Source organism: Aeromonas sp. NJAU223, assembly GCF_051125555.1.
Lineage (GTDB): Bacteria > Pseudomonadota > Gammaproteobacteria > Enterobacterales > Aeromonadaceae > Aeromonas > Aeromonas veronii_G.
The window spans coordinates 3,324,255-3,348,419 of the sequence record NZ_CP144204.1 but is presented as its reverse complement, the minus strand read 5'-3'; the positions used below and the strand labels follow the sequence as shown (position 1 = coordinate 3,348,419).

Here is a 24,165-nt window from a genome sequence, read left to right as displayed (position 1 = left end):
GCGCTGTCCCTGCATTGTCTTACTCACTGGGGGTTGATCCACTGGGGGCCGTATCAGGAGCTGACGGCTGGGGAGCCGGTGGCAACTGGGGCTCGGGCGGTAGCAGGTAGGCGTCCAGCATGTGGCGGGCGACCGGCGCCCCCATGGCGCTGCCGCCCCCGGCGTTCTCCAACACCAGGGCGACCACGGCCTTGGGGGCGTCGAAGGGGGCGAAGGCGACGAACAGGGCGTTGTCACGGTGCTCCACCTTGGTGGTGGCCGCGTTGTAGACCTGATTCTCTTTCAGGCCCACGACCTGGGCGGTGCCTGACTTGCCCGCTGCCACATAGGGGGTGTTGGCAAAGGCACGCCGACCCGTCCCCTCGTGGCCGTTGATGACGCGCCACATACCGTCCTTGGCCACCTGCCAGTAGGTGTCGCTCTTGGCCTTGATCGCGATGTTCGGATTGATGGGGGCATTGATCACGCCCTCTGCCGAGGCGGTGCTCTTGAGCAGGTGCGGTGTCACGTCGTGGCCGTTCTGGGTCAATATGCTGATCGCCTTGGCCAGCTGGATCGGGGTCGAGCTCCAGTAGCCCTGACCAATGCCGATGGAGATGGTGTCCCCCTGATACCAGGGTTGACGCCAGCGTGCCATCTTCCAGTCACGGGATGGCATGACCCCCTTGGTCTCTTCGTAGAGATCGACACCGCTGTATTGACCGAAGCCGAACTTGGTCATGTAGCTGTTGATCTTGTCGATGCCGACCCGGTAGGCGAGATCGTAGAAGTAAGTGTCCGCTGACACCTCGATGGCGCGATAGACATCGAGCCAGCCGTGACCCCAGCGGCGCCAGTCCCGGAACTTCTTGGTGGTGCCCGGGATGGAGAAACTGGGTCCGCCGAAGTAGCGGTAGTTCGGGGTGATGGCCCCTTCGTTGAGCCCCATTACCGCCATCATGGGTTTGACGGTGGAGGCAGGGGCGTAGATCCCCTGAGTGGTGCGGTTCACCAGTGGACGAGCGGGGTCATTGAGCAGCGCCGAGTAGTTGGTGCTGGAGATGCCGGTCACGAACAGGTTGGGGTCATAGCTCGGGCTCGACTCCATGGCCAGGATGGCGCCGGTGTTCGGCTCCATCATGACGATGGCGCCACGGCGACCGGCCAAGAGCTCCTGGGCCTTCAACTGCAGGCGGATATCGATGTTGAGGTAGATGTCCTTGCCGGGCTCGGGAGGCTGGAACTTGAGGGTGCGCACCACCCGGCCGCGGTTGTTGACTTCGACTTCCTGATAACCCGCCACGCCGTGCAGCTGATCCTCGTAGAATTTCTCCACCCCCTGCTTGCCGATGTCCTTGGTGGCGGCATAGTTGGCGAGCTTGTCCTCCTTCTCGAGGCGCTCCACGTCGCGGGTGTTGATCTTGGCCACATAACCTAGGGCGTGGGTGAGGGTATCCCCGAACGGATAGTAACGCTTGAGGTAGGCCTCGATGCTGGCTCCCGGATAGTTGTGCTGATTGACCGAGAAGAGGGCGACCTGATACTCGGTCAGCTTCTCGAACAGGGGCACTGGCTTGAAGCGGCGCTGGCGCTTGACCTCGGCCAGGAACTTCTCCTTGGTCCCTTCCGGCAGCTTCAGCAGCTCGATGAGGGCGTCGGCAGTCTTCTCCAGATCGTCGGTCTCTTCCGGCACTATTTCCAGGCTGTAGACGGGGCGGTTCTCCGCCAGCAGCACGCCGTTGGCGTCATAGATGAGGCCCCGGGGCGGCGCCACGGGCACGACCCGGATCCGGTTGTCGTTGGAACGGGTCTGATAGGTGTCGTAAGACTCTACTTGCAGGTAGTAGAGGTTGCCGAGCAGCACCAGCATGAGTACCACCATGCCGATGTAGGCGACCAGGGTGCGCCGGAAGAACAGCCGTCCTTCGGCGCTGTGATCGCGCATCTCGATGCGATTCTTCATCTTCAGCATGCCGCTACCTTATGAGCGATGGCACCAGACCGGAGTCTGGTGCCATGAATACGACGGGAGAGGCGGTGCAGGGGAAACATGCTTCACGCTCTGTGATATGGATGACATGGTAGGGTGATGCGCCAGCTGTGCATGCTTCATTCCCTGTGATACGGATGGTTGGTGGTGATGCTCCAGGCGCGATAGAGACTCTCGGCCACCAGCACCCGCACCAGCGGGTGGGGCAGGGTGAGCGGCGACAGGGACCAGCTCTGCTCGGCAGCGGCCTTGCATTCGGGCGAAAGCCCCTCGGGGCCTCCCACCAGCAAGGCCACATCGCGACCATCCAGTTTCCAGGCCTCCAGTTGCACGGCCAGCTGCTCCGTGGTCCAGGGCTTGCCGGGAATGTCCAGGGTTACTATGCGGGAGCGGCCTGCGGCGACCAGCATGGCTTCCCCTTCCTTTTGCAGGATACGGGGAATGTCGGCATTCTTGCCCCGTTTGCCCGCGCCTATTTCGACGAGTTCAAACGGCATGTCTTTGGGGAAACGGCGGCGATACTCTTCGAAGCCATGCTCTACCCAGGCGGGCATCTTGGTGCCCACCGCAATCAACTGGATCTTCATCGTTCTTTACACTTGCACCCTTATTGCACCTGTACTTGGGCGCCGCCCCAGAGCTTTTCCAGTTGGTAGAAATCGCGAAATTCATCCTGCATCACGTGCACGATGACGGATCCCATGTCCACCAGTACCCATTCACCGGTGAGCTCTCCTTCCACACTGAGCAGATCCAGCCCGGCGTGGCGTGCTTCGCTTGCCAGGTTGTGGGCGATGGCGGTGACGTGGCGATTGGAGTTGCCGGAGCAGATGATCATGGTGTCCGTGATGCTGGACTTGCCGCGCACATCCAGGGTGATGATGTCGCGACCCTTCATGTCATCGATCTTGTCGACGATAAAGGCGAGTAATTCTTGGCCTTGCAATGTCTTCTCCTACTCTGTCCGGCGCGCTGCGTAACTGCAGGGCGGCGGATTATATCATGGTCATTCCCGTTTCCCAGTCCGGCAAAGGGGATGACATCCTGGGCTGCCTCAAGGGAGGCGGGCCCTGTTGATCACTATAGTGCGCAACCTGCGTGGGCAATAGTCGCCCAGGCTCTCGCTGCGCCTCAGGGTGTCGGCTGATAGAGTCCGTGCTTGGCGATATGGCTCGCAACCGAGGCCGGCAGCAGATACCTGGGATCCCGCCCTTCTGCCAGCAAGGTCCGCAGCCGAGTGGCTGAAAGCTCGATGGGCAGGTTGTCGCAAAGCCAGACTCGGCCATGGCGATGGCGATGGAAATCCTGTTTGTCCCGGCTTTGGTGGTGGCGGAGCAGATCCTCTATTTCGGCCGGGTAATCCGGCTGCCAGCCCGGACGGACGCTGACCACCAGATGGGCGTAAGCGAGCAGCTCCTGCCAGCGATGCCAGCTCGGCAGGCCGAGCAGGGAATCCATGCCCATCAGGAAGCAGAGCGGGGTGTCAGGCAGTTCCTTTCGCAGCGCGATGAGGGTGTCGATGGTGTAAGAAGGCTTGTCTCGTCCAAGCTCCCGCTCATCCACCACGAATCCCGGCGTCTCTGCCGCCGCCAGCCTGACCATGGCGAGGCGTTGTTCGCTCGAGCAGAGAGGGCTGGCCCTGTGGGGCGGAATATGATTCGGCAGCAGGCGCACTTCGGCCAGATCCAGTGCCTCGCGGGCCTCGATGGCCGGGCGCAGATGACCGATATGGATGGGATCGAAGGTGCCTCCCAACAGGCCGATGGGGGGGGTCAGCACGATTGCGGCTCCAGCATCGGGAGCGGTGCGCCATCGCGAAAACCCAGTGCCAGGGTTTGCAGCATCAGCCAGGCCTGTTCGGTGTCGAAACGGCGCTGGGCGTCGTCGAGCCGGGCCATCAGTTGCCACAGCTGCTGTATCTTGGCGAAGGGCAACCGGGTCAGGGCCTGTTGAATGAGCTGCTGGCGACTCTGCCAGATGCGCAGGCGGGAGAAGTGCTCCACCAGGGGCTGACCCGCCCGCGCGGCCAGCGCCAGCTCGGTCAGCTGTTCCAGCTCGCGGCACAGGGTCCAGGCCAGCATGCCGGGTTCGGTGCCCTCGGCCCGCAGGGCCAGCAGGATGCGCTGGGCCCGGTTCACCTTGCCCTCCAGCAGGCAGTCGATGAGCTGGAAAGGAGTGAAGTGGGCATGACGGATGATGGTCTCCTGCAGATAGGCGACGCTGATGGGTTGGGGCGGGGAGAGCAGAGTCAGCTTCTCGATCTCCTGGCTCGCGGCCAGCAGGTTGCCTTCGTAGGCGTGGCACATGAAGTTGATCGCATCCGGCAGGGCCTTGAGGCCGAAGCGCTGGAAGCGGGCGCTCATCCAGCGCGGAAAGAAGCGGGGCTCGGGGTGATTGACCGGTACATAGGTGCCGAGCTGGCTCAGCTTGTCAAACCAGGCGGCTTTCATCTGGGTCTGGTTGAGGCGGTTGCCCGAGAGCACCAGCAGGAGATCGGGGTGCAACTGTTTGCCAATCTCGGTGATGCGGGCGGCGAGATCCTTGTCGACCTTGGCAGGCAGCTCAAGCTCGATGATCTGGCGGGCCGAGAAGAGGCTCATGGCCTGGCAGGCGTCGTAGACCTGATTCCAGTCCAGACCGGCCTCGACCACGAAGCTGTGGCGCTCATCGAAGCCCTGCTTGACGGCCACCTGACGAATGGCGTCAACGGCTTCCAGCTTGAGCAGTGGCTCGTCACCAAAAACGAGATAGCAGGGCTTTAGCCCTGCTTTGAGATGGTCTGCAAACTGCTCCGGATAGACTCTCATCAGGATGCTCGCATCAGAACTTGACCTGGCTTAGCTGGCGGATCACCAGATTTGCGGCCTGTTCCTGCATCTCCTTGCCGAGCTGCTCCTGCTCGCGAGAAGAGGCGAGTGCGGCATCCGGCTTGTTCAGGAAGCTGCGGTTGAAGGTGATGGGGAAGACCTGGGTTGGCTTGCCCGGCACGGTCACGCTGAACTGGGTGCTGTAACCCAGCAGATATTCCCGATCCTGACCGATGGCGTCGACGGAGGCGACCTGACTGCTGCTGCGCACGCCTGCCAGGGTCAGCACCGGAATGCCCTCCTTGTCAGCCAGTTCGACTCCGGCCGCCTTGAGACGAGTGGTCACCAGACGATAGAAGTCGCTCTTGTTGTCACCGACCACCTTCATGGTCATCAGCTCGGGGGGGATGGCGGTGCTGCGCATCTGAAAACCGCAGGCCTGCAGCAGCAGCCCCGCCAAGATGATGGCAATCCAGCGAGTAAAGGGCATGCCCATGAAAAATCCTCTTTGAAATCTTTGAACAACGGCGGGCGTCAGCCCGCCGTCATCATTCATGGATGTGCAGTGACCGAGGTTCGGTCCGCAATCATCAGTTTGCGACTATGTTGAGCAGCTTGCCCGGTACGTAGATCACCTTGCGCACGGTCAGGCCTTCGGTGAATTTCTGCACCGAGGCATCTGCCATGGCCAGCTTCTCGATGTCGGCCTGGTTGATCTCGGCCGGTACGGTCAGCTCACCACGCTTCTTGCCGTTGATCTGTACCACCACCAGCTTCTCGGTCTCGACCATGGCCGCTTCATCGGCCACCGGCCAACCGGTCACGTCGATGTCCCCTTCCTGGCCCAGCATCTTCCACAGCTCGAAGCCGATGTGCGGGGTGATGGGGTAGAGCATGACCACCACGGCCTCCAGCGCTTCCTGCATCAGGGCGCGGTCCTGCTCGTCGTTGCCGAGTCTGGCCAGGTTGTTCATCAGCTCCATGATGGCGGCGATGGCGGTGTTGAAGGTCTGACGGCGACCTACATCATCGCTCACCTTGGCGATGGTCTTGTGCAGCTCGCGGCGCACCGCCTTCTGCTCGGCGTTCAGCGCGGCCACACTCAGGACAGGGGCGGCGCCAGCGCTGACGTGTTCGAAGGTGATGCGCCACAGGCGACGCAGGAAGCGCTGGGCGCCCTCCACGCCGGAGTCGGACCACTCCAGGGTCATGTCGGCCGGGGAGGCGAACATCATGAACAGACGCACGGTATCGGCGCCGTAACGCTCCACCATCAGCTGGGGATCGATGCCGTTGTTCTTGGACTTGGACATCTTGGTCATGCCGGAGTGGATCACTTCGCGGCCTTCCAGATCGACGGCCTTGGTGATGCGGCCCTTGTCGTCACGCTCGATCTTTACGTCGAGGGGACTGACCCAGACGTTGCCGCCCTTCTCGTCCTTGTAGTAGAAGGCATCCGCCAGCACCATGCCCTGGCAGAGCAGACGCTTGAACGGCTCGTCGCTGTTCACGAGACCCGCGTCGCGCAGCAGCTTGTGGAAGAAGCGGGCGTAGAGTAGGTGCATACAGGCGTGCTCGATGCCGCCGATGTACTGATCCACCGGCAGCCAGTGGTTGGCGGCCGCCGGATCCAGCATGCCCTTGTCGTAGTCCGGGGAGCAGTAGCGGGCGTAATACCAGGAGGACTCCATGAAGGTGTCGAAGGTATCGGTTTCGCGGAACGCTTCCTGGCCGTTGTAAGTGGTCTTGGCCCACTCGAGGTCGGCCTTGATGGGGCTCTGGATGCCGTCCATCACCACGTCTTCCGGCAGCAGCACCGGCAGTTGATCTTCCGGGGTCGGCACCACGCTGCCGTCAGCCAGGGTCAGCATCGGGATGGGGGCGCCCCAGTAGCGCTGACGGGAGACACCCCAGTCGCGCAGGCGGTAGTTGACGGTGCGCTTGCCACAACCCAGGCTCTCCAGCTTGGTGGCGATGGCATCGAAGGCAGCCTGGAACTCGAGGCCGTCGAACTCGCCGGAGTTGAACAGCACACCCTTGTCGGTGTAGGCGGCGGCGATGACGTCCGGGACGTCTCCCTCGACGGGCTTGATGACGGGCTTGATCTCGAGGCTGTATTTGGTGGCGAACTCGTGGTCACGCAAGTCGTGGCCGGGTACCGCCATCACGGCGCCGGTGCCGTAGTTCATCAGCACGAAGTTGGCGACCCAGACCGGTACCTTGCGACCATCCAGGGGGTGAATGGCATAGAGGCCGGTGGCCATGCCCTTCTTCTCCATGGTCGCCATGTCCGCTTCGGCCACCTTGGTGTGCTTGCACTCTTCGATGAAGGCGGCAAGCGCCGGGTTGCCTTCGGCCGCCAGGGCTGCCAGAGGATGACCGGCGGCGATACCCACATAGGTCACGCCCATGAAGGTGTCGGGACGAGTGGTGTAAACCTCCAGGCTGTCAGCCTGACCGTCGACCTTGAAGCTGATGTTGACCCCTTCGGAGCGGCCAATCCAGTTGCGCTGCATGGTCTTGACCATCTCTGGCCAGCCATCCAGGTTGTCGATATCGCTGAGCAACTCTTCGGCGTAGTCGGTGATCTTGATGAACCACTGGGGGATCTCTTTTTGCTCAACCGGGGTATCACAACGCCAGCAGCAGTTGTCGATCACTTGCTCGTTGGCCAGCACCGTCATGTCGTTCGGGCACCAGTTGACGGAGGAGGTCTTCTTGTAGACCAGACCCTTCTCGTAGAGCTTGGTGAAGAACCACTGCTCCCAGCGGTAGTAATCCGGCTTGCAGGTGGCCAGTTCCCGATCCCAGTCATAGCCCAGACCCAGCATTTTCAGCTGGTTCTTCATGTATTCGATGTTTTCGTAGGTCCATGGCGCCGGCGCGGTGTTGTTCTTGATGGCGGCGTTCTCGGCCGGCAGACCGAAGGCATCCCAGCCGATGGGTTGCAGCACGTTCTTGCCATTGAGGCGTTGATAACGGGAGATCACATCACCTATGGTGTAGTTGCGCACGTGCCCCATGTGTAGACGACCAGACGGATAGGGGAACATGGAGAGGCAGTAGAACTTCTCTTTGTCTACTTTTTCCACGGCCTTGAAGGTTTTCTTGGCATCCCAGTGCTGCTGCACTGCTGGTTCTATGGATTGGGGAACGTATTGCTCTTGCATTGGTGACATCCGGATCTGTGAAATGAATAGATAAATCAGCTGGGAAATCCCGATAGAATACCCATATCCTGCGGCGGCAACAACCGCCAGCATCCGCCGGATCTCGGGCCGGCCATGATCAGCGTGCAGCAGAGGAGTAACGGCCATGGACAAACAGCAAAAAGGGTATGAAGCCTTCATCGCCCAGCTCAAGAAGCAGTGGGAGGAGACGGAGGAGTTTCAGGGGGAGCGCCTGAACCGGATGATCGCCAAGGTGCAGGCCTATCTGGAAGCGGCCAGCGATCTGACCCAGGATGAGTTGGCGCTGATCGCCGAGTACGTGAAGCGCGATCTCGGCAACTATGACGAAGGCCGGGCCGAGGCCCCTGAGTCTGCCTTCATGCTGGCGCTCAAGGACACCGCCTGGTCCTGGCTCGCGGATGTGACCGACCGTGCCCAGGTGGAGTGGCGCGAGCTCGCCGACGAGCTGGAGCACAAGGGCATCTACCGGGCCGGTGACTGGGTCGGGCTCGGCGTGCTGGTGTGCGATCACTGCGAGTGGCGCCACACCGTGCTGCACCCCGAGCGACTCGGCACCTGTCCGGAGTGCGGGGCCAACGAGTATCACCGTGAGCCGCTCTCACCCTGAGTCATATTGGCTGAGCCGATAGAAAAGAGGCGCCCATTGGGCGCCTCTTTTTATGGCTGGCTATCGGCCGGTTGGCACTCAGTCCTTGCGGGCCCAGGGGTGGGCGCGGGGGCGCAGGGCCAGGCCAAGGCCCAGCAGCAGGGCGGCGATGCCATACATGGGCCAGCTGCCAAAGCGCAGATAAGGAGTCTGGCCATGGGCCGGGCGCACCTCGGCGCGCAATACCCCGGCCTCGAACTGCGGGATCTGGGCGATGATGCTGCCGTCGATTTCGGTGACGATGGTGATGCCGGTGTTGGTGTCGCGCAGCAGCGGGCGGGCCAGCTCCAGGGCGCGCATGCGGGCGATCTCCATGTGCTGCCAGGGGCCGATGCTGGTGCCGAACCAGGCGTCGTTGGAGACGGTCAGCAGGAAGTCGGTGTCCGGCTGCACGTTGCGGCGCACCTCGTCCGGGAAGATGATCTCGTAGCAGATGGCGGCGGCGAACTTGAGCCCCTTGGCGATGAGGTTCGGCTGCACCTCGTCACCCCGGCTGAAGGAGGACATGGGCAGGTTGAAGAAGGGGGCGATGGGGCGCAGCAGATCTTCAAACGGCACGAACTCGCCGATGGGCAGCAGGTGGTACTTGTAGTAGCGGTTCTTGTGCTCGTAGTGGTAGGACTCCTTGCCTTCTGCATCCTGTACCCCCATGCCGAGCACGGTGTTGTAGAAACGCTGCTGCTGCAGATCGTAGTGGATGATCCCCGCCAGCAGGCCGGTGTCATTGACCTTCATCGCCTTGTCCAGGCTCTCCAGATAGGTGCCCATCTCCTTCTCGATGGCAGGGATGGCGGACTCCGGCCAGACGATGATGTCGGCATCCTGATTCTCGCGGCTGAGATCCTGATAGGTGCGCACCGTGGGGATCAGCGCCTCCGGATCCCACTTGAGAGATTGGGCGATGTTGCCCTGCACCAGGGCCACCTTGACCGGCTCGCCCCGGGTTACCCAGTTCAGTTGCATCAGGGCGTGAGCGGTACCCACCAGGGCGACGGGGAGCAGCAGCCAGGCCGGTTTGCGGCTCTGCCATACCAGCCAGAGGGCGGAGGTGCACAGCAGCAGGGCCAGGGTGATGCCCTGCACCCCCAGGATGGGGGCGAAGCCCTTGAGGGGGCCGTCGATCTGGGTGTAGCCGAACCAGAGCCAGGGATAGCCGGTCATCACCCAGCCCCGCAGCCAGTCGGCCCCGAGCCAGAGCGCCGGAAAGGCGAGCAGCCAGCGACTCCAGTGACGACCGCTGAAAAACCGCGCAAACAACCAGCAGGCCAGGGTCGGGTAGAGAGAAAGATAGGCGCAAAGCCCGGCAAGCAGCACAAACGCCGCCGGCAGCGGGATACCGCCGAATTCCGTCATGCTGACGTGGATCCACCATTGGCCCGGCAGGAAGAGGCCCATGGCATAGCCGAAACCGCACCAGGCCGCCTGGCGGGGGGTCGCCTTGTCCAGCAGGGCATAGAGGCCGAGCAGCGAGAGGATCACCAGGGGCCAGTAGCCGAACGGGGAGAAGGCCAGGACGGCGATGGCACCGGAGGCCAGGGCGAAGAGGCTGGTCAGAAATTTGGATTTCACTGGGCTAGGGGCTCGAATTGGACTGAAAAAAGTTAAGTGGCCGACATCTTAACCGCAAACGCTGCCAACGGCGAGCCTCCCGGCGAGCGGAGTATCACAGGCAAGTGACAGGGAGATGATGAGAGAAAAGGGCGCAGGTCAGAATGACAAACGCCCCTTGGCAGGGGCGTTGAACATGCGATGCGCGGAGGGTGAATCAGGACTCCGGCTGGGCAGCCGCGTGATTCTCCGGGATCTTCACCTGCAGCTGCTGCAGGCGACGTCTGTCCGCGTGCATCACCTTGAACAGGTAGCCGTCGAGTTCGATCTCCTCGCCCTTCTTCGGCAGGTGGCTGAAGGCGTGCATCACCAGACCGCCCACGGTATCGACCTCTTCGTCGCTGAACTGGGTGCCGAAGAAGTCGTTGAAGTCTTCGATTTCGGTGAGGGCACTGACGGAGAAGACCCGCTTGCTGATGCGGCGGATCTCTTCCGGCTCGTCCTCGATGTCATCGAACTCGTCGTCAATCTCGCCGACGATGAGTTCGAGGATGTCCTCGATGGTCACCAGACCGGAGACACCGCCAAACTCGTCCACCACGATGGCCATGTGGTAGCGCTCTTCCCGGAACTCCTTGAGCAGGCGATCGACCCGCTTGCTCTCCGGCACGATCACGGTGGGGCGCAGGATTTTCTCGAGCTGCAGGGGCTCGCTGGCATGCTGGCCGCCGAAACCGAACGGCAACAGGTCCTTGGCGAGCAGTATGCCCTCCACATGATCCTTGTCTTCGTTGATCACCGGGAAGCGGGAGTGACCGGATTCGATGATGACCGGCAGGAACTCGTCCACCGGTTGGGACTTCTCGATGGTCACCATCTGGGAGCGGGGGATCATGATGTCGCGTACGCGCAGCTCGGCAATTTCGAGCACGCCCTCGATCATGTCCTTGGTGTCTTGATCGATGAGGTCTCGCTCTTCGGCATCGGCGATGACTTCCACCAGATCGTTGCGGTCTTTTGGCTCGCCCTGGAAGAGTTGGCTGAGCTTGTCGAGCCAGGTTTTCTTCGGCGAGCCGGTACTAGGGTGATCGTCGGTCATTTTCTCTCTTGGTTACTCGTGTGAACACAGGATCGTTGTCTTGGCACTATATGAGGATAGTAACAGCCTGTTTCAATCAGGTGACCATCCCCATGGCCTTACTCTTCGTCGTCGAGGTAGGGATCGGGGATGCCCATCTCCTGCAGGATGTCGCGCTCGAGCTGCTCCATCTCCTCGGCCTCCTCGTCCTCGATATGGTCATAACCTAGCAGATGCAGACTGCCGTGCACAACCATATGGGCCCAGTGTGACATGAGGGGTTTGTTCTGCTCGATCGCCTCGGCTTCCACCACCTGGCGACAGATCACCAGATCCCCGAGCAGGGGCAGTTCCAGGCCGGGAGGGGCCTCGAACGGGAAGGAGAGCACGTTGGTGGGCTTGTCCTTGCCGCGATAGGTGTGGTTGAGCTCACGGCTCTCCGTCTCGTCCACCAGCCGCACCGTCACCTCGGCCTCGTCCTGGAAACCCAGAATGGTGCTCTCGAGCCAGCCTTGCAGCTGGGCTTCGGTGGGCAATCCTTCGGCGTTGGCACAGGCCAGTTGCAGATCCAGGGTCAGGCTCATTGGGCATTCTCTTGCTTGATGTTGGTGGCGGCCTTGTCGGCTGCCTGTTGGGCGTCGAACGCCTCGTAGGCCTGCACGATGCGGGCCACTACGGGGTGACGCACCACGTCTTTGGATTCGAAGAAGTTGAAGGAGAGGCCATCGACCCCCTGCAGCACTTCCAGGGCGTGGCGCAGACCGGACTTGGTGCTGCGGGGCAGATCCACCTGGGTGATGTCGCCGGTGACCACCGCCTTGGAGTTGAAGCCGATGCGGGTCAGGAACATCTTCATCTGCTCCGTGGTGGTGTTCTGGGCCTCATCCAGGATGATGAAGGCATCGTTCAGGGTGCGCCCGCGCATATAGGCAAGCGGCGCCACCTCGATGATGTTGCGCTCCATCAGCTTCTCCACCCGCTCGAAGCCCAGCATCTCGAACAGGGCGTCGTAGAGGGGGCGCAGGTAAGGATCCACCTTCTGGGAGAGATCGCCCGGCAGGAAGCCGAGCTTCTCGCCCGCTTCCACCGCCGGACGGGTCAGCAGAATGCGGCGGATCTCCTGGCGCTCCAGGGCGTCCACCGCGGCGGCCACCGCCAGATAGGTCTTGCCGGTACCGGCCGGGCCGATGCCGAAGCTGATGTCGTGGCGCACTATGTTGGCGATGTACTGGGCCTGGTTCGGGCTCCTCGGCTTGATGAGGCCGCGCTTGGTCTTGACGGTGACCTCCTTGCCATAAGGCAGGCTGGGGGCCTCTTCCTCGTCCTGCTCCAATACCCGGGATTCCTGCACCGCCAGGTGCACCATCTCCGGGGTGATGTCGGTCACCTTGCCGCCCTTGAGGGGCTGGGTTTCCACATAAAGATGCTTGAGGATGACGGCGGCGGCGTCGATCTGCGCCTGCTTGCCGAGCAGCTGGAAGTGGTTGTCACGGTAGCTGATCTCGACGCCGAGGCGACGCTCCAGCTGCTTGAGATTGTCGTCGAAGGGTCCGCACAGGCTGGCCAGCCGCTGGTTGTCGGCGGGCTCAAGGTGCAGGTTCAGGGTCGCGATATGTCGGCTCAAATTGACCTCGTCTCAAGGCGCTTCCCCCGCAGGGGAAGGGCGATTAATGGGGAGTGAAGGCCGCAACGCCCAGGGGATCGGGGACGTTGTCGGGGCGACGGGCCAGGATCTCGCTCGGCGCCGTGGCGATGCGCAGGTTCATCTCGTCCTCGCCGCGGATGAAACGGCCGCGCAGGGAGAAGGGGCGCACGTCGGTGATCTCCACGTCGGCGAAGCCGCCGATGAGGCGGTGGGAGCCCTCGAAGTTGACCACCCGGTTGTTCTCGGTGCGGCCAGAGAGCTGCATGGGATCCATCTTGGAGGGCCCCTCCACCAGGATGCGCTGCACCGAACCCAGCATGGCGCGGCCGATGAGCATGGACTGGTGGTTGATCTGGTTCTGCAGCCGGGTGAGACGAGCCTTCTTCACCTCCATGTCCACATCGTCCGGCAGGTCCGCGGCCGGAGTGCCGGGGCGCGGGCTGTAGATGAAGCTGAAGCTCATGTCGAAGTTGATCTCTTCGATCAGCTTCATGGTGGCCTCGAAGTCCTCGTCGGTCTCGTTCGGGAAGCCGACGATGAAGTCCGAGCTCATGGTGATGTCGGGGCGCACGCGACGCAGGCGACGGATCTTGGACTTGTACTCCAGCACGGTGTGGGGACGCTTCATCATGGTCAGGATGCGATCCGAGCCGCTTTGCACCGGCAGGTGCAGGAAGCTGACCACCTCGGGGGTATCCCGATAGACCTCGATGATGTCGTCGGTGAACTCGATGGGGTGGCTGGTGGTGTAGCGAATGCGGTCGATGCCGTCGATGGCGGCCACCAGTCTGAGCAGCTCGGCGAAGGTGCAGTCATCCCCCTCGAAGGTCGGGCCGCGATAGGCGTTGACGTTCTGGCCGAGCAGGTTGACCTCGCGCACCCCCTGCTGGGCGAGCTGGGCGATTTCGTAGAGCACGTCGTCCAGCGGCCGGCTCACCTCTTCACCGCGGGTGTAAGGCACCACGCAGAAGGAGCAGTACTTGGAGCAGCCCTCCATGATGGAGACGAAGGCGGTGGCCCCCTCGGCGCGCGGTTCCGGCAGGTTGTCGAACTTCTCTATCTCGGGGAAGGCGATGTCCACCTGGGCGCCATGGCCCTCCTGCACCTGTTTGATCATGGCGGGCAGGCGATGGAGAGTCTGGGGGCCGAACACGATGTCCACGTAGGGGGCGCGTTTTCTCAGGTTGTCCCCTTCCTGGGAGGCGACGCAGCCGCCCACCCCGATCACCAGACCCGGCTTCTTGGCCTTGAGCTTCTTCCAGCGACCGAGCAGGTGGAACACCTTCTCCTGGGCCTTCTCGCGGATGGAACAGGTGTTCAGCAGCAGGACGTCCGCCTCTGCGGGCTCCTCGGTCAGCTGATAACCATGGCTGGCGTCCAACAGGTCCGCCATCTTGGACGAGTCGTACTCGTTCATCTGGCAGCCCCAGGTCTTGATATGAAGTTTCTTGCTCATCGCTACTCTTGACTGTTTTTGCTATCGACGGGGTCAAAGGACCGGGCATTTTACTCCGCAATGGCGGGGCTGACTAGTTAATATCCGGCAGGCCCATGGGCTGGCTGGCCGCGCCAACAGTGGCTTTGTCTCTGATTGGGCACGGCAATTCGCCGCCTCTCTCACTGTTTATCCCCCCTCCTTGCGCTATCATGCCTCCATTCGGTTTAGCCCCGCCGTGGGTTTGCGGGGCGCCCATTTCAGGAAGTACGTCATGGAACATTGCGATATCGCCATCGTCGGCGCGGGCATGGTGGGGGCCGCCACCGCCTGCCTGCTGGCGGCAGAGGGGCTCTCCGTTCGGGTCATCGAGACCCGGTTGCCCGAGCCCTATGCCCCCGAGCAGCCGCTGGATCTGCGGGTCTGCGCCATCAGCCAGGCCTCGGTGGGCCTGCTGGCCCAGGCGGGGGCCTGGCAGGCACTGCAGCAGATGCGGCTGTGCCCCTATCGCCGGCTGGAGACCTGGGAGCTGGACGGCTTTGCCACCCGCTTCGATGCCGCCACCCTGGGGCTGCCCCAGCTTGGTTACATCATCGAGAATCGACTGGTGCAGCTCGCCCTGCTCAACAGAATGGACGATTTCCCCAACATCCAGACCCATACCCCGGCGGCGGTGCAGCGCCTCACCCAGGATAGCGAACACGCGACCCTGCTGCTGGACGATGGCACCGAGTTGCGGGCGCGCTGGGTGCTGGCTTGTGACGGTGCCGAATCCCACACCCGTCGGCTCGCCGGCATCGGGGTGTCACGCTTCGAGTACCGCCAGCACTGCATGCTGATCAATATCGACACCGACTTTGCGCAAGAAGACATCACTTGGCAGCAGTTCACCCCGAGCGGCCCGCGCGCCTTCCTGCCGCTGCCGGGCCAGCATGGTTCCCTGGTGTGGTACGACAGTCCGGCCCGGATCCGTGCCCTCTCGGCCATGAGCAACGAGGCATTGACCGCCGAGGTGCGTCGCCACTTCCCGGCCCGGCTCGGTGGCTTCGCCGTCACCGGCAAAGGCAGTTTTCCCCTGGTGCGCCGCCACGCCAACGACTATCACGCCGGCCGGGTGGTGCTGCTCGGGGATGCGGCCCACACCATCAATCCCCTGGCGGGGCAGGGGGTCAACCTCGGTTTCAAGGATGTGGCCTGCTGGGTGGAACTGCTCGCCAGGGCGGGAAGCGACTGGCATGAGATGGCGCTGGCCGAACGCTACGCGCGTCGCCGTCGTCCGGACAACCTGCTGATGCAGTCGGGGATGGATCTCTTCTACGGGGTCTTCAGCAACGAGATTGGGCCGCTGCGCTTTGCTCGCAACCTGGCGCTCAGTCTGGCGGACAAGGCGGGCCCCCTCAAGGAGATGGCGCTGCGCTATGCGCTGGGGCTGGTCTAGATGGCAGTGAGTTCCACTGTTTTATTTGCATTTGGTGAATTATAAGTCTTAAGGATTGATGGATTTAGTGTTTTATATGGCTGCAGGCCGCGCCGCTGATGATGTCAGCAGACGCGAGGGCTGAACGATATCTCACCATACGGGAGCACATCATGAACAAGGCACTGCTGGTCATCGACTTTATCAACGACATCGCGCACCCGGACGGGCGCATCGCCGCCTCGGCGGCCCATGTGGTGGAGCAGGATGCCATCGCTCACGCCAATCAGGCGCTGGCCCATGCTCGGGCCCAGGGCTGGCTGGTGATCCTCATCAAGGTGGGCTTCGACGCCGGTTACCAGTTGCAGCCGAAGGACTCCCCCATGTTCGGGCGGGCCAAGCAGTTTGGCGCCCTGTCGCTGGCGGGCAGCGGCACCGACTTTCACCCCGAGCTGGATGTGCAGCCCGGCGATCTGGTGCTGACCAAGCCGAGGGTCAGCCCCTTCTACGGCACGGCGCTGGAGCCTGCCCTGCGGGCCAACCGGATCGATCACCTCTATCTGTGCGGGGTCAGCACCAGCTGGGCCATCCAGGCCGCCACCCGGGATGGACACGACAGGGATTACGCCATCACCATTCTGGAGGACGCCTGCGCCGCCGCCGATGCCATGGATCATCACGGCTCCTTGCGCCAGCTTGGGCGCATCGCCGAGATCATCAAGGTGGATCAGCTGGGCTGAGGCCGCCCCTGTCCCGCCCTGTTGGTCTGAAACGGCACGGCGGCTATTGATACCGCGCGCATTTCGGGCAACATGGTGACACACCGCTGACCACAAGGATGAGGACATGCGTTATCAGGGCAGGATAGTGAGTTGGAACGCGTCGCGGGGCTTTGGCTTTATCAAGCCGGAGTCGGGGGCCCAGGGGGTGGGCAGCGAGGCGCAAGGGACGCCGGATCTCTTCGTGCACGCCTCGGCGATCAACCATGATGGCGGGCCCCCCAAGGTGGGGGAGCGAGTCTCTTATCTGCTCGGGACCGGCAAGGACGGCAAGCCCTGCGCCCAGCAGGTGTTCTTCCCCGAGCGGCCCCTGTCCCTTGCCGATGGCTTCACCCCCGCCCCAGAACGATCGGCGCCGCGGCGCAACGAGTCGGTCAGGGTCACTGCACCAGCGACGGCGCGGCCCCGTCCCACCTACAGGCGCAAGAGCAACTGGCGGGGCAAGCTGATCCCCCTGCTGGTGCTGGCGGGCCTGTTTTCCCTCTATTCCCGCTTCTCGGTCGAGTCACCCTCCCCCCTGCCGGCTTCCTCGCCCATGAGTGCTGAGGTCAATGCTTTCGATAGCGCCCCGTCGGCTCCCACCTTTATCAAACAATGCGACGGCAGGCAGTACTGCTCCCAGATGACCTCGTGCGAGGAGGCCACCTGGTTTTTGCAAAATTGCCCCAATACCAAGATGGATGGCCACGGCAGAGGCAACGGCATTCCCTGCGAAAGCCAGTGGTGTGGCCACTGAGCGACCCAGGCTCGCGGGAGAAACGGTCAGCCGACCTGGGCTGACTGACCTGTTTGATTGACGAGAGTGGCCGCAATGGCAGAGTCCTCATGCCTCATGCCTCATGCCTCATGCCTCATGCCTCATGCCTCATGCCTCAGGTGGCAGATCTGATCTGCGGGTGGGCCGCCTTGACCAGCGCCAGAAACTGATCCCGGATGGGATCGGCGAAGGTCGAATTCCACACCAGGCTGATTTCCCACTGTGAATAGGGGCCGAAGAGGGGGTAGAGGGTGACGTCAGGCCCGGCGATAAAGCTGACGCTGCGGGGCAGGATGGCGTTGCCGATCCCGGCGGCGACCAGGGCCACCAGGGTCTGGATGTCCTCCGCCTCCTGGATGACGCCGGTCAGCCGGTTGGCGCCGAGGTAGTTGGCGATCTGCTGGGTGAGGCCGGGACAACGATGGCCCACCATCTGCAGCAGGGGCTGTTCTACCAGCGCCTTCTCCACCTCGAAGGCGGCGGGATCCGGCCCTATCAGCTGGGTGGGGACCGCCAGCACCAGGCTGTCCGTCAGCAACCTGTGTTCGTGCAGCTGTGGCGCCTGTGGCCTTCGCATGAAACCGACCTGCAACTGGCCGGAGAGCAGCATCTCGTGCTGGATGGCGGAGGGCATGTCCTGCAGATGCACCATCACCTCGGGGATCTGCTGCTTGAAGCGGGCCACCAGGGAGGGTGCCAGCACGAAGCTCGACAGGCCGAATCCCATCTTGAGCCGCCCGGCGAGGCCGCTCGCCAGCGCCAGGGCATGGCGTTCGAACTCCCTGCCATGATCGACCAGGGCGCGGGCCTGGCTGAGCAACTGCACGCCGATGGCGGTCAGCTCGGCGCCGTGGCGACCCCGGTTGAACAAGGTGCTGCCAAGGGCCAGCTCCAGCCCCTGGATCTGCTTGGTGAGCGCCGGCTGGGTGATGAACAGCCGGTTGGCGGCCTCCCGGTAGTTGGCCGTCTCCGCCAGGGTCACGAATGCCTGCAACTGCCTCAGATCGAATTTCATTCCGCTTGGTTATCCATTCCGCTTGGTTATCCATTCCGTTTGATTATCAAATGTGGCGATTTAGTGATTATAAATTATCTATTTGCCTTGTTCTAATGGTGTCGCAGCGGGCCGGAGGTCGGCCTGAACGGGGAACGAGGAGTCACACCATGCAAAGCGAACGCTATCTGTTTTTAATCAAGGGCAGCCTCATCATGGCCCAGCCGCTGGCGGCGGCCGAGACGGGGGAGCTGTTGACCAGCCTGTTGTCGCAAGGCTTCGTGGTCGCTCCCCTGCTGGTGTGGGCGAGCGACACCGAGCAGGCCCTGGCCTGTTACGAGGGGAGGGCCCAGCGTCAGGCTCTCGTCACTTCGCTGTCCGGTGTCGAACCCGTGCTGGCGGGGGCGACGACATGAGTGCCATCGTGCTGCGGGCCAAGGCTCTGCTGCTGGACATGGATGGCACCCTGATCAAGTCGACCGCAGGCGTGGAGACCGTATGGCGCCAGTGGTGCCTGCACCACGGGCTGGCGCCCGGGCCCGTGCTCGCCATGTGTCACGGCGTGCGGGCCAGGGAGATCATCGAGGCGCTGGCCCCCTGGCTGGACATGGCGCAGGAGATGGCGCGGCTGGATGAGCTGGAGTTGCTACATGGGGGCGTGGCCGAGCCTATTGAGGGGGCTCATCCCTTGCTCCATGGCCTGCCCGCCGCTCGCTGGGCCCTGGTCACCTCCGCCAGCAAGCGGGTGGCTCGGGGTCGACTGACCGATGCCGGCCTGCCGCAGCCGGGGTTGATGGTGGGTGGGGATGACGTGGTGCGGGGCAAACCGGATCCCGAGCCCTATCTGCTGGCAGCCACCCGCCTTGGTCTGGATCCCGCCGATTGCCTGGTGTTCGAGGACGCACCGGCGGGCATCGCCAGCGCTTTGCAGGCCGGTTGCCGGGTGGTGCAGGTCGGGGGAACTCGCCTGCACCATGAGCGGGCGAGCGGCTGGATCCCTGACTGGCGGCGAGTGCAGGTAACGGATGAGGTCGAGGGCCTGCGGCTGATGCTGCCTGAGCAGTGTGAACCGCTGCCTGGTTGAATTTCGGTAGATGATACTGTGGCAAAGGAGGCCATCAACCGAATGGATCAGAGGCTGAGTGGCCGGGTAGGCACGGGATTATCCTGCTCGTCATCGGGATGTTGCTCCACCCGGTTGCGACCGTTGCGCTTGGCCTGATAAAGCGCCTTGTCCGCCCCTGAGAGCAGCCTGTCAAGGCTATAGGGGCCGCCCTGCTGGCAGATGATGCCGATGCTGACGGTGGCGCTGACCCCCTGCTGGGCCTCGTCCCTGACGCTCAGTGCGGCCACCTGCTCACGCAGCCGCTCGACCACCTCCAGCGCCTGGGGCCGGGTGGTCGCCGGCAGCAGCACCACAAACTCCTCCCCCCCGAGGCGGGCGAACAGATCTCCCTTGCGCAAGTGCTGGCGAACGGTATCGCTGAAGGCCTTGAGCAGGGTGTCACCCGCTTCGTGGCCATGGTTGTCGTTGATGCGCTTGAAGTTGTCCAGATCCAGCATGCAGACCGCGACGGACTGCTGCCGCAGCGCCTGGTGCGCCAGCATGGTCTGGGCCTGGGGCCAGAAGCCGGTGCGGTTGAGGGCGCCGGTCAGGTGATCGTGATGGGCCAGATATTCCATCTTGTTCAGCAGGGCGTTGCGGGCGGCCATGATGCTGGCGGCGGTGAGGGGGGTGAGGGCGATCAGCATGAGGCCGATGCGGACCGAAAACATCCAGTACTGGGTCTGGGCGTCGTGATTGATGGTCAGGTAGCCGCTGGAGAGCGCGATCAGGGTCAGGGTGCTGAAGCACAGGGAGAGCAGGGTGGTGCTGAACAGCGAATAGCTGACGGCGCACCAGAGCAGGGCGGGCACCGGGAAGACGATGGATCCGGGCCCCTCGATCAGCAGGGCCAGCAGCAGGGTGGCCAAGAAGCTCAGCAGCGGCAGCAGCTTGGCCCACGAGATGTCTGGCCGGTAGAAGTCGGTGCGCCACCGGGTCATGACGGCGAGCGAGGGCAGGGCCAGGATGACCGGCAAGATGGCCATGTAGTTGACCAGCTCGCTGGCAAACCAGAAGCCGAGTCCGTAGAGGATGTCACCGCTGAACAGCACTGGGTTGATGAAGGCGCCGACCAGGCCGGCGGCGAGGGAGGCGGCAATGGTGATCAGCAGCAGATAGACGATGGAGGTCGGGCGTCTGAGGCGGATATCTTCGTGATCAAGGCGACGAAACAGCAGATAACCGACGCCGACCCCCGCCAGGTTGCCCAGGGTCAGCAGGGTCGTCTTGATGGCACTGTCATCGGTGAAGAGGGCGGCGATGAGGTAGCCGGCGATCCCGCCGAGCCAGCCTGCCGGTGAGGCCAGTCGCGGGTAGCGCAACATGATGCCGAGCAGAACCGCATTGGCGGGCCAGAAGGCGGCCAGCAGCTCGGGGGGGCGGGTGAAGATGCCGATGAGGGAAAACAGGCAGACAAGGGCGGTGACCCAGAGCAGGGCGTAGAGTGGGAAGAGTCTGGATGGCGCACTCTGTGGGCGGGCCTCTTTCATGAGACTCTCCTCATCTTGGTCGGGTGTCATGAGTATGGGGGCAAGTCAGAGGCGACGGGGGGAAATCAGTGGAAAGCCTCCCCCGAGGGGGAGGCTTGAGTCAATCAACCGAATACGCGGAAGCGAACGTCGTCACCGATGAAGGTCTTGTCACCGGCGGCCTGCTTGATGCTGCCAAAGGGCATCTGGGCGCGCAGGCGCCAGCTGGCGGGCAGGTCCCACTGCTTGCGCACGGCCTCGTCGATCAGCGGGTTGTAGTGCTGCAGGGTGGCGCCAATCCCTTCCTGGGCCAGGGCGGTCCAGACGGAGAACTGGGCGATGCCGGTGGAGTGTTCGGACCAGACCGGGAAGTTGTCGGCATAGAGCGCAAACTGCTCTTGCAGTCCCTTGACGACATCGGTGTCTTCAAAGAAGAGCACGGTACCAAAGCCGGCGCGGAAGCAGCCGTCGACCTTGCCTTCACTCTGGGCATAGGCTTCGGGCGGCACAATCTTTTTCAGCTCGGCTTTGACGAGATCCCACACCTTGTGGTGCTGCTCGCCAAACAGGATGACGGCGCGTGAGCTTTGGGAGTTGAAGGCGGAAGGGCTCTGCTTGATGGCCTCCTGGATCAGGGCGGTCAGCTGGGTCGGGGTTTGAGAAACCTGGTCACCCAGGGCATAGATGGAACGACGTACCTTGATCTGTTCGATAAATGGACTGCTCATAACATCTCCTTTGTTTGATAAACCATCAAACCAGTGGCGGCCAAAGAGGCCGTCTGGCTCCGATTTCTCGAGTGATCGACTATAACACCTTCCGCACGATAAGCCGTCAACGCTGGGTAATGACTGTTTCTACTTTTTATGAATATTCACATGACAAAACCGGAAATCGTGGCCGGGATAAACAATGTCGCTTTTATCAATAAACGGAGGTGTTAATGATTTCAATCAATTAATTTGAAGCATATTTCACCATAGAATCGAGGCGGTATCATATTTTATAGAGGGCGGCATGGCTGGCGGGATCATCAAAAAACGTTACTACATACTGACCCCGCTCTCCTTCTTCCTCGGTGCTCTGGTGCTCATCTCCACCTTGCTGCTGGCCATGGCCAGCTACCTGCGCAGCATCGACAAGACGGTGGCTGGCTATGAGCAGATGCTCGCCTCCATCGATGCCACCCTGATCCAGGAGATGGTGCTGGACAACCAGCGTCAGCTCGCCGTGCTGGAGGCGTCGCTGGACAAACAGGCCATCGCTAGGGGCGAGTCGGCCGTTAATCCTATCTGGGCCATCGCCCACCAGTTCAAGCACGACGCTCACTATCTCTACTTCTACAACGCCCGCTTTGACGAGATCAGCAGCTACCCCGCCAGGGCCTTGCCCATGTATTACGATCCGCGACAACGACCCTGGTACCAAGCCATGAACAGCGATAGCGGCGAGCTGCTCTGGTTTGGCCCTTATCAGGACTTCAACTCCGACAATCAGAGTCTTACTCTGATCAAGCGAGTCGAAGGGGATGGCAAGCTACTGGGCCTGCTGATGGTGGACCTATCGTTTGACAGCTTGCAAAAAGCGCTGCACCGGGCCATGGGGGATGAGCAGGTCGCCATCTACCTCACGGCGCGCAAGACTGGCCAGGTCATAGTGGGGGACAACTTGGGTTTGATTCCGGCAGTGCAGGACGAAAACGCGGAGCCGGGGGCCCTCGGGCTGAACGTTATCCGACATGGCCGTCACCTCAAGACCGAGCTGGCCGATGTGGGCTGGGATCTCAATATCTACCTGCCACCGGCCCAGTTTCACGATAGCTTGCGGGAGACATTGCTGATGGTGGTGCTGCCCCTGCTGGCACTGCTCGCTCTCTGGCTCTGCAGCCTGATCTTCCTGGTGCGGATATTCCGCCAGGAGCAGGCGCTGGTGGAAGGCTCGCTGCAAGGCATCATGCAAAACACGGCCATGGCGAACACTCCTGGCCGGCCCAGAACCTGGTTCGTGCACGATAGCCTGGGCGGCCTCGATGAGGTCAGAACCAGCTTGCTGCAAGGGCAGGATGCCCTGTTGCACGATCCTCTCACCGGCATCATGAACCGGCGCGCCTTCGATGAGTACAGGTGCAAGCTCGAGCAGGCGGGCACGCCCTACTGGCTGGTGTTGATCGACGTGGATCGCTTCAAGCGGATCAATGACAACTGGGGACATGGCGTCGGGGATGCTGTGCTTTACCGCATCGCTACCATATTGGCCCGGACTCTTGGGGATGAGCAGGTATACCGTATCGGCGGTGATGAGTTTGCCGCTATTTTGCTCTGGGATCGCCACGAGGTTGAATCCCGGCTGACCCACCTCCTCGCTAGGGTGCGAGGGCTGAAGTGGCGCGAGTTCAAGGAGTCCATCACCCTGAGCGCGGGAGGGGCGCACTACCCGGACACAGAGGGTTGCCTGTTTGAACGGGCCGACGAGTATCTGTATCGGAGCAAGCATCAGGGAAGAGACTGCTGGCACCTGCCTGCCGCGCGGGATCAGCCCCTCGAGGGAGGGGTCGTGACAGTATCTGTCCGAGCGTGATGAAGCAAAAATAGTCAGTGGTAAATGGAAAGTGGGTCACAGGGGGGATAATTTCCACTGTGACCTTTTTTTTTAATGAATTTTCAAATGGTTAACCTGTTTAATTTAACAGCGTCGCAGAGCAGAGACAGTCTGTTGGCCGATGGCATGCTGCTTGTCCCAGTAGCGGAGCGTCCGGCGCTTTGTATAGTGCAGGAAAATAATCAATCAGGTTTGACAGGAGTACTCCATGGACGCGAAAAAACACGGCATGGGCGCGATGGCGCTGTTGGGAGCACTGATGCTGGCCAGCGGTGCGGCGCAGGCTTCGGAAACCCTCAATACCATACTCGGCGGCGGGGCCGGCGGGGTGGCGGGCACCATGATAGGCAAGCAGCTCGGTGGTGACACCGGTGCCCTGGTGGGGGCCGCCCTCGGTGGTGCGGCTGGTGGCGCGGCGACCGCCGACAGAGGCAACAAGAACGAGGCCGCCCTTGGCGGTGCGGTCGGTGCCCTGGGTGGCGCCGCCATCGGCAAGAGCGTGGGGGGGGATACCGGCCGCCTGATCGGGGCCGGCATCGGCGGTGCCGGTGGCTCCGCCATCGGTGCCCGTACCGGTGACGGTCACGAGAGCAAGAACGATCGCTATTACGACGACAGGCGCTATCACAAGCACCACAAGAAGTACAAGAAACACCGCAAGCACAGATGGCATGACGATGACTGATTGCATCTGCACATGAAAAAAGGGGCCCTTGGCCCCTTTTTT

At 62.3% G+C, this 24,165-nt stretch carries 23 protein-coding genes; 8 read left to right on the top strand and 15 right to left on the bottom strand.

The window, feature by feature from the left end; all coding sequences use genetic code 11:
• Positions 1 to 19 precede the first annotated feature (19 nt).
• The 7 genes from mrdA to leuS form a co-directional block, all read right to left on the bottom strand.
• Complete coding sequence (gene mrdA / locus VZC39_RS15180; RefSeq protein ID WP_434668486.1) at positions 20 to 1,942, bottom strand: penicillin-binding protein 2; 1,923 nt, start codon at positions 1,940 to 1,942, stop codon at positions 20 to 22.
• Between the two features lie 146 nt (positions 1,943 to 2,088).
• Positions 2,089 to 2,556 (bottom strand): 23S rRNA (pseudouridine(1915)-N(3))-methyltransferase RlmH, encoded by a 468-nt coding sequence (gene rlmH / locus VZC39_RS15175; protein ID WP_259230594.1) that lies wholly within the window; start codon positions 2,554 to 2,556, stop codon positions 2,089 to 2,091.
• A gap of 20 nt (positions 2,557 to 2,576) precedes the next feature.
• Positions 2,577 to 2,915: a ribosome silencing factor gene (rsfS, locus tag VZC39_RS15170; RefSeq protein ID WP_349919125.1), complete on the bottom strand. Its 339-nt coding sequence runs from the start codon at positions 2,913 to 2,915 to the stop codon at positions 2,577 to 2,579.
• A gap of 185 nt (positions 2,916 to 3,100) precedes the next feature.
• Positions 3,101 to 3,748: a nicotinate-nucleotide adenylyltransferase gene (gene nadD, locus VZC39_RS15165; protein ID WP_434663639.1), complete on the bottom strand. Its 648-nt coding sequence runs from the start codon at positions 3,746 to 3,748 to the stop codon at positions 3,101 to 3,103.
• A complete protein-coding gene (holA, locus tag VZC39_RS15160) occupies positions 3,742 to 4,776 on the bottom strand; it encodes a DNA polymerase III subunit delta (RefSeq protein ID WP_434663638.1) in 1,035 nt (344 codons plus the stop codon). Before holA ends, nadD begins: the two co-directional genes overlap by 7 nt.
• A 13-nt stretch (positions 4,777 to 4,789) precedes the next feature.
• A complete protein-coding gene (gene lptE, locus VZC39_RS15155; protein WP_434663635.1) occupies positions 4,790 to 5,272 on the bottom strand; it encodes an LPS assembly lipoprotein LptE in 483 nt (160 codons plus the stop codon).
• A gap of 94 nt (positions 5,273 to 5,366) precedes the next feature.
• A complete protein-coding gene (gene leuS, locus VZC39_RS15150; RefSeq protein WP_434663634.1) occupies positions 5,367 to 7,946 on the bottom strand; it encodes a leucine--tRNA ligase in 2,580 nt (859 codons plus the stop codon).
• A gap of 145 nt (positions 7,947 to 8,091) precedes the next feature.
• On the opposite strand from leuS, the gene VZC39_RS15145 reads away from it, so the two are divergent.
• Entirely contained in the window at positions 8,092 to 8,574 is a 483-nt protein-coding gene (locus VZC39_RS15145; RefSeq protein WP_349919115.1) for a zinc ribbon-containing protein, read from the top strand.
• A gap of 78 nt (positions 8,575 to 8,652) precedes the next feature.
• Here VZC39_RS15145 and lnt read toward each other — a convergent pair whose 3' ends face one another.
• The 5 genes from lnt to miaB all read right to left on the bottom strand — a co-directional run bounded on the left by lnt (position 8,653) and on the right by miaB (position 14,340).
• On the bottom strand, positions 8,653 to 10,182 hold the full coding sequence (gene lnt, locus VZC39_RS15140; RefSeq protein WP_434663631.1) for an apolipoprotein N-acyltransferase: 1,530 nt from the start codon (positions 10,180 to 10,182) through the stop codon (positions 8,653 to 8,655).
• A 196-nt stretch (positions 10,183 to 10,378) separates the two neighbouring features.
• A complete protein-coding gene (gene corC, locus VZC39_RS15135) occupies positions 10,379 to 11,260 on the bottom strand; it encodes a CNNM family magnesium/cobalt transport protein CorC (protein ID WP_349919112.1) in 882 nt (293 codons plus the stop codon).
• A gap of 98 nt (positions 11,261 to 11,358) precedes the next feature.
• Positions 11,359 to 11,823 (bottom strand): rRNA maturation RNase YbeY, encoded by a 465-nt coding sequence (gene ybeY, locus VZC39_RS15130; RefSeq protein WP_434663628.1) that lies wholly within the window; start codon positions 11,821 to 11,823, stop codon positions 11,359 to 11,361.
• Positions 11,820 to 12,863, bottom strand: a complete 1,044-nt coding sequence (locus VZC39_RS15125; RefSeq protein WP_434663626.1) for a PhoH family protein — start codon at positions 12,861 to 12,863, stop codon at positions 11,820 to 11,822. The genes ybeY and VZC39_RS15125 overlap by 4 nt, the downstream gene beginning before the upstream one ends.
• A 43-nt stretch (positions 12,864 to 12,906) precedes the next feature.
• Complete coding sequence (gene miaB / locus VZC39_RS15120) at positions 12,907 to 14,340, bottom strand: tRNA (N6-isopentenyl adenosine(37)-C2)-methylthiotransferase MiaB (protein WP_349919106.1); 1,434 nt, start codon at positions 14,338 to 14,340, stop codon at positions 12,907 to 12,909.
• A 253-nt stretch (positions 14,341 to 14,593) separates the two neighbouring features.
• Here miaB and VZC39_RS15115 point away from each other — a divergent pair, with 253 nt between their 5' ends.
• From VZC39_RS15115 to VZC39_RS15105, 3 genes are all read left to right on the top strand, one after another.
• Positions 14,594 to 15,757, top strand: coding sequence for an FAD-dependent monooxygenase (locus VZC39_RS15115; protein ID WP_434663623.1), 1,164 nt, complete (start codon positions 14,594 to 14,596; stop codon positions 15,755 to 15,757).
• Between the two features lie 152 nt (positions 15,758 to 15,909).
• On the top strand, positions 15,910 to 16,476 hold the full coding sequence (locus VZC39_RS15110; protein WP_434663621.1) for a cysteine hydrolase family protein: 567 nt from the start codon (positions 15,910 to 15,912) through the stop codon (positions 16,474 to 16,476).
• A 106-nt stretch (positions 16,477 to 16,582) separates the two neighbouring features.
• Complete coding sequence (locus VZC39_RS15105) at positions 16,583 to 17,251, top strand: cold-shock protein (protein ID WP_434663619.1); 669 nt, start codon at positions 16,583 to 16,585, stop codon at positions 17,249 to 17,251.
• A 136-nt stretch (positions 17,252 to 17,387) separates the two neighbouring features.
• Here VZC39_RS15105 and VZC39_RS15100 read toward each other — a convergent pair whose 3' ends face one another.
• Positions 17,388 to 18,287: a LysR family transcriptional regulator gene (locus VZC39_RS15100; protein WP_434663617.1), complete on the bottom strand. Its 900-nt coding sequence runs from the start codon at positions 18,285 to 18,287 to the stop codon at positions 17,388 to 17,390.
• Between the two features lie 149 nt (positions 18,288 to 18,436).
• Between VZC39_RS15100 and VZC39_RS15095 the strand changes: the two genes are divergently transcribed.
• Both VZC39_RS15095 and VZC39_RS15090 read left to right on the top strand, forming a co-directional pair.
• A complete protein-coding gene (locus VZC39_RS15095; protein ID WP_434663615.1) occupies positions 18,437 to 18,682 on the top strand; it encodes a hypothetical protein in 246 nt (81 codons plus the stop codon).
• Positions 18,679 to 19,350, top strand: a complete 672-nt coding sequence (locus VZC39_RS15090) for an HAD-IA family hydrolase (protein WP_434663612.1) — start codon at positions 18,679 to 18,681, stop codon at positions 19,348 to 19,350. Before VZC39_RS15095 ends, VZC39_RS15090 begins: the two co-directional genes overlap by 4 nt.
• A gap of 47 nt (positions 19,351 to 19,397) precedes the next feature.
• On the opposite strand, the gene VZC39_RS15085 is transcribed toward VZC39_RS15090, so the two are convergent.
• Together VZC39_RS15085 and VZC39_RS15080 are read right to left on the bottom strand one after the other, a co-directional pair.
• A complete protein-coding gene (locus VZC39_RS15085) occupies positions 19,398 to 20,861 on the bottom strand; it encodes a diguanylate cyclase (RefSeq protein ID WP_434663610.1) in 1,464 nt (487 codons plus the stop codon).
• 104 nt (positions 20,862 to 20,965) lie between these two features.
• A complete protein-coding gene (locus VZC39_RS15080; RefSeq protein WP_434663609.1) occupies positions 20,966 to 21,568 on the bottom strand; it encodes a nitroreductase family protein in 603 nt (200 codons plus the stop codon).
• Positions 21,569 to 21,857: 289 nt separating this feature from the next.
• Here VZC39_RS15080 and VZC39_RS15075 point away from each other — a divergent pair, with 289 nt between their 5' ends.
• Both VZC39_RS15075 and VZC39_RS15070 read left to right on the top strand, forming a co-directional pair.
• A complete protein-coding gene (locus tag VZC39_RS15075) occupies positions 21,858 to 23,417 on the top strand; it encodes a diguanylate cyclase domain-containing protein (protein ID WP_434663606.1) in 1,560 nt (519 codons plus the stop codon).
• Between the two features lie 229 nt (positions 23,418 to 23,646).
• Positions 23,647 to 24,123 (top strand): glycine zipper domain-containing protein, encoded by a 477-nt coding sequence (locus VZC39_RS15070; protein WP_349919089.1) that lies wholly within the window; start codon positions 23,647 to 23,649, stop codon positions 24,121 to 24,123.
• Positions 24,124 to 24,165 lie beyond the last annotated feature (42 nt).

Excerpts from the sequence above, each read along its gene's own strand:
- lptE (WP_434663635.1), bottom strand. The coding sequence starts at position 5,272 with ATGGGCATGCCCTTTACTCGCTGGATTGCCATCATCTTGGCGGGGCTG.
- VZC39_RS15075 (WP_434663606.1), top strand. The coding sequence starts at position 21,858 with ATGGCTGGCGGGATCATCAAAAAACGTTACTACATACTGACCCCGCTC.
- holA (WP_434663638.1), bottom strand. The coding sequence starts at position 4,776 with ATGAGAGTCTATCCGGAGCAGTTTGCAGACCATCTCAAAGCAGGGCTA.
- ybeY (WP_434663628.1), bottom strand. The coding sequence starts at position 11,823 with ATGAGCCTGACCCTGGATCTGCAACTGGCCTGTGCCAACGCCGAAGGA.
- rlmH (WP_259230594.1), bottom strand. The coding sequence starts at position 2,556 with ATGAAGATCCAGTTGATTGCGGTGGGCACCAAGATGCCCGCCTGGGTA.
- VZC39_RS15110 (WP_434663621.1), top strand. The coding sequence starts at position 15,910 with ATGAACAAGGCACTGCTGGTCATCGACTTTATCAACGACATCGCGCAC.
- VZC39_RS15145 (WP_349919115.1), top strand. The coding sequence starts at position 8,092 with ATGGACAAACAGCAAAAAGGGTATGAAGCCTTCATCGCCCAGCTCAAG.
- VZC39_RS15095 (WP_434663615.1), top strand. The coding sequence starts at position 18,437 with ATGCAAAGCGAACGCTATCTGTTTTTAATCAAGGGCAGCCTCATCATG.
- VZC39_RS15070 (WP_349919089.1), top strand. The coding sequence starts at position 23,647 with ATGGACGCGAAAAAACACGGCATGGGCGCGATGGCGCTGTTGGGAGCA.
- VZC39_RS15080 (WP_434663609.1), bottom strand. The coding sequence starts at position 21,568 with ATGAGCAGTCCATTTATCGAACAGATCAAGGTACGTCGTTCCATCTAT.
- VZC39_RS15100 (WP_434663617.1), bottom strand. The coding sequence starts at position 18,287 with ATGAAATTCGATCTGAGGCAGTTGCAGGCATTCGTGACCCTGGCGGAG.
- corC (WP_349919112.1), bottom strand. The coding sequence starts at position 11,260 with ATGACCGACGATCACCCTAGTACCGGCTCGCCGAAGAAAACCTGGCTC.
- VZC39_RS15115 (WP_434663623.1), top strand. The coding sequence starts at position 14,594 with ATGGAACATTGCGATATCGCCATCGTCGGCGCGGGCATGGTGGGGGCC.
- miaB (WP_349919106.1), bottom strand. The coding sequence starts at position 14,340 with ATGAGCAAGAAACTTCATATCAAGACCTGGGGCTGCCAGATGAACGAG.
- VZC39_RS15090 (WP_434663612.1), top strand. The coding sequence starts at position 18,679 with ATGAGTGCCATCGTGCTGCGGGCCAAGGCTCTGCTGCTGGACATGGAT.
- VZC39_RS15105 (WP_434663619.1), top strand. The coding sequence starts at position 16,583 with ATGCGTTATCAGGGCAGGATAGTGAGTTGGAACGCGTCGCGGGGCTTT.
- leuS (WP_434663634.1), bottom strand. The coding sequence starts at position 7,946 with ATGCAAGAGCAATACGTTCCCCAATCCATAGAACCAGCAGTGCAGCAG.
- VZC39_RS15085 (WP_434663610.1), bottom strand. The coding sequence starts at position 20,861 with ATGAAAGAGGCCCGCCCACAGAGTGCGCCATCCAGACTCTTCCCACTC.
- mrdA (WP_434668486.1), bottom strand. The coding sequence starts at position 1,942 with ATGAAGAATCGCATCGAGATGCGCGATCACAGCGCCGAAGGACGGCTG.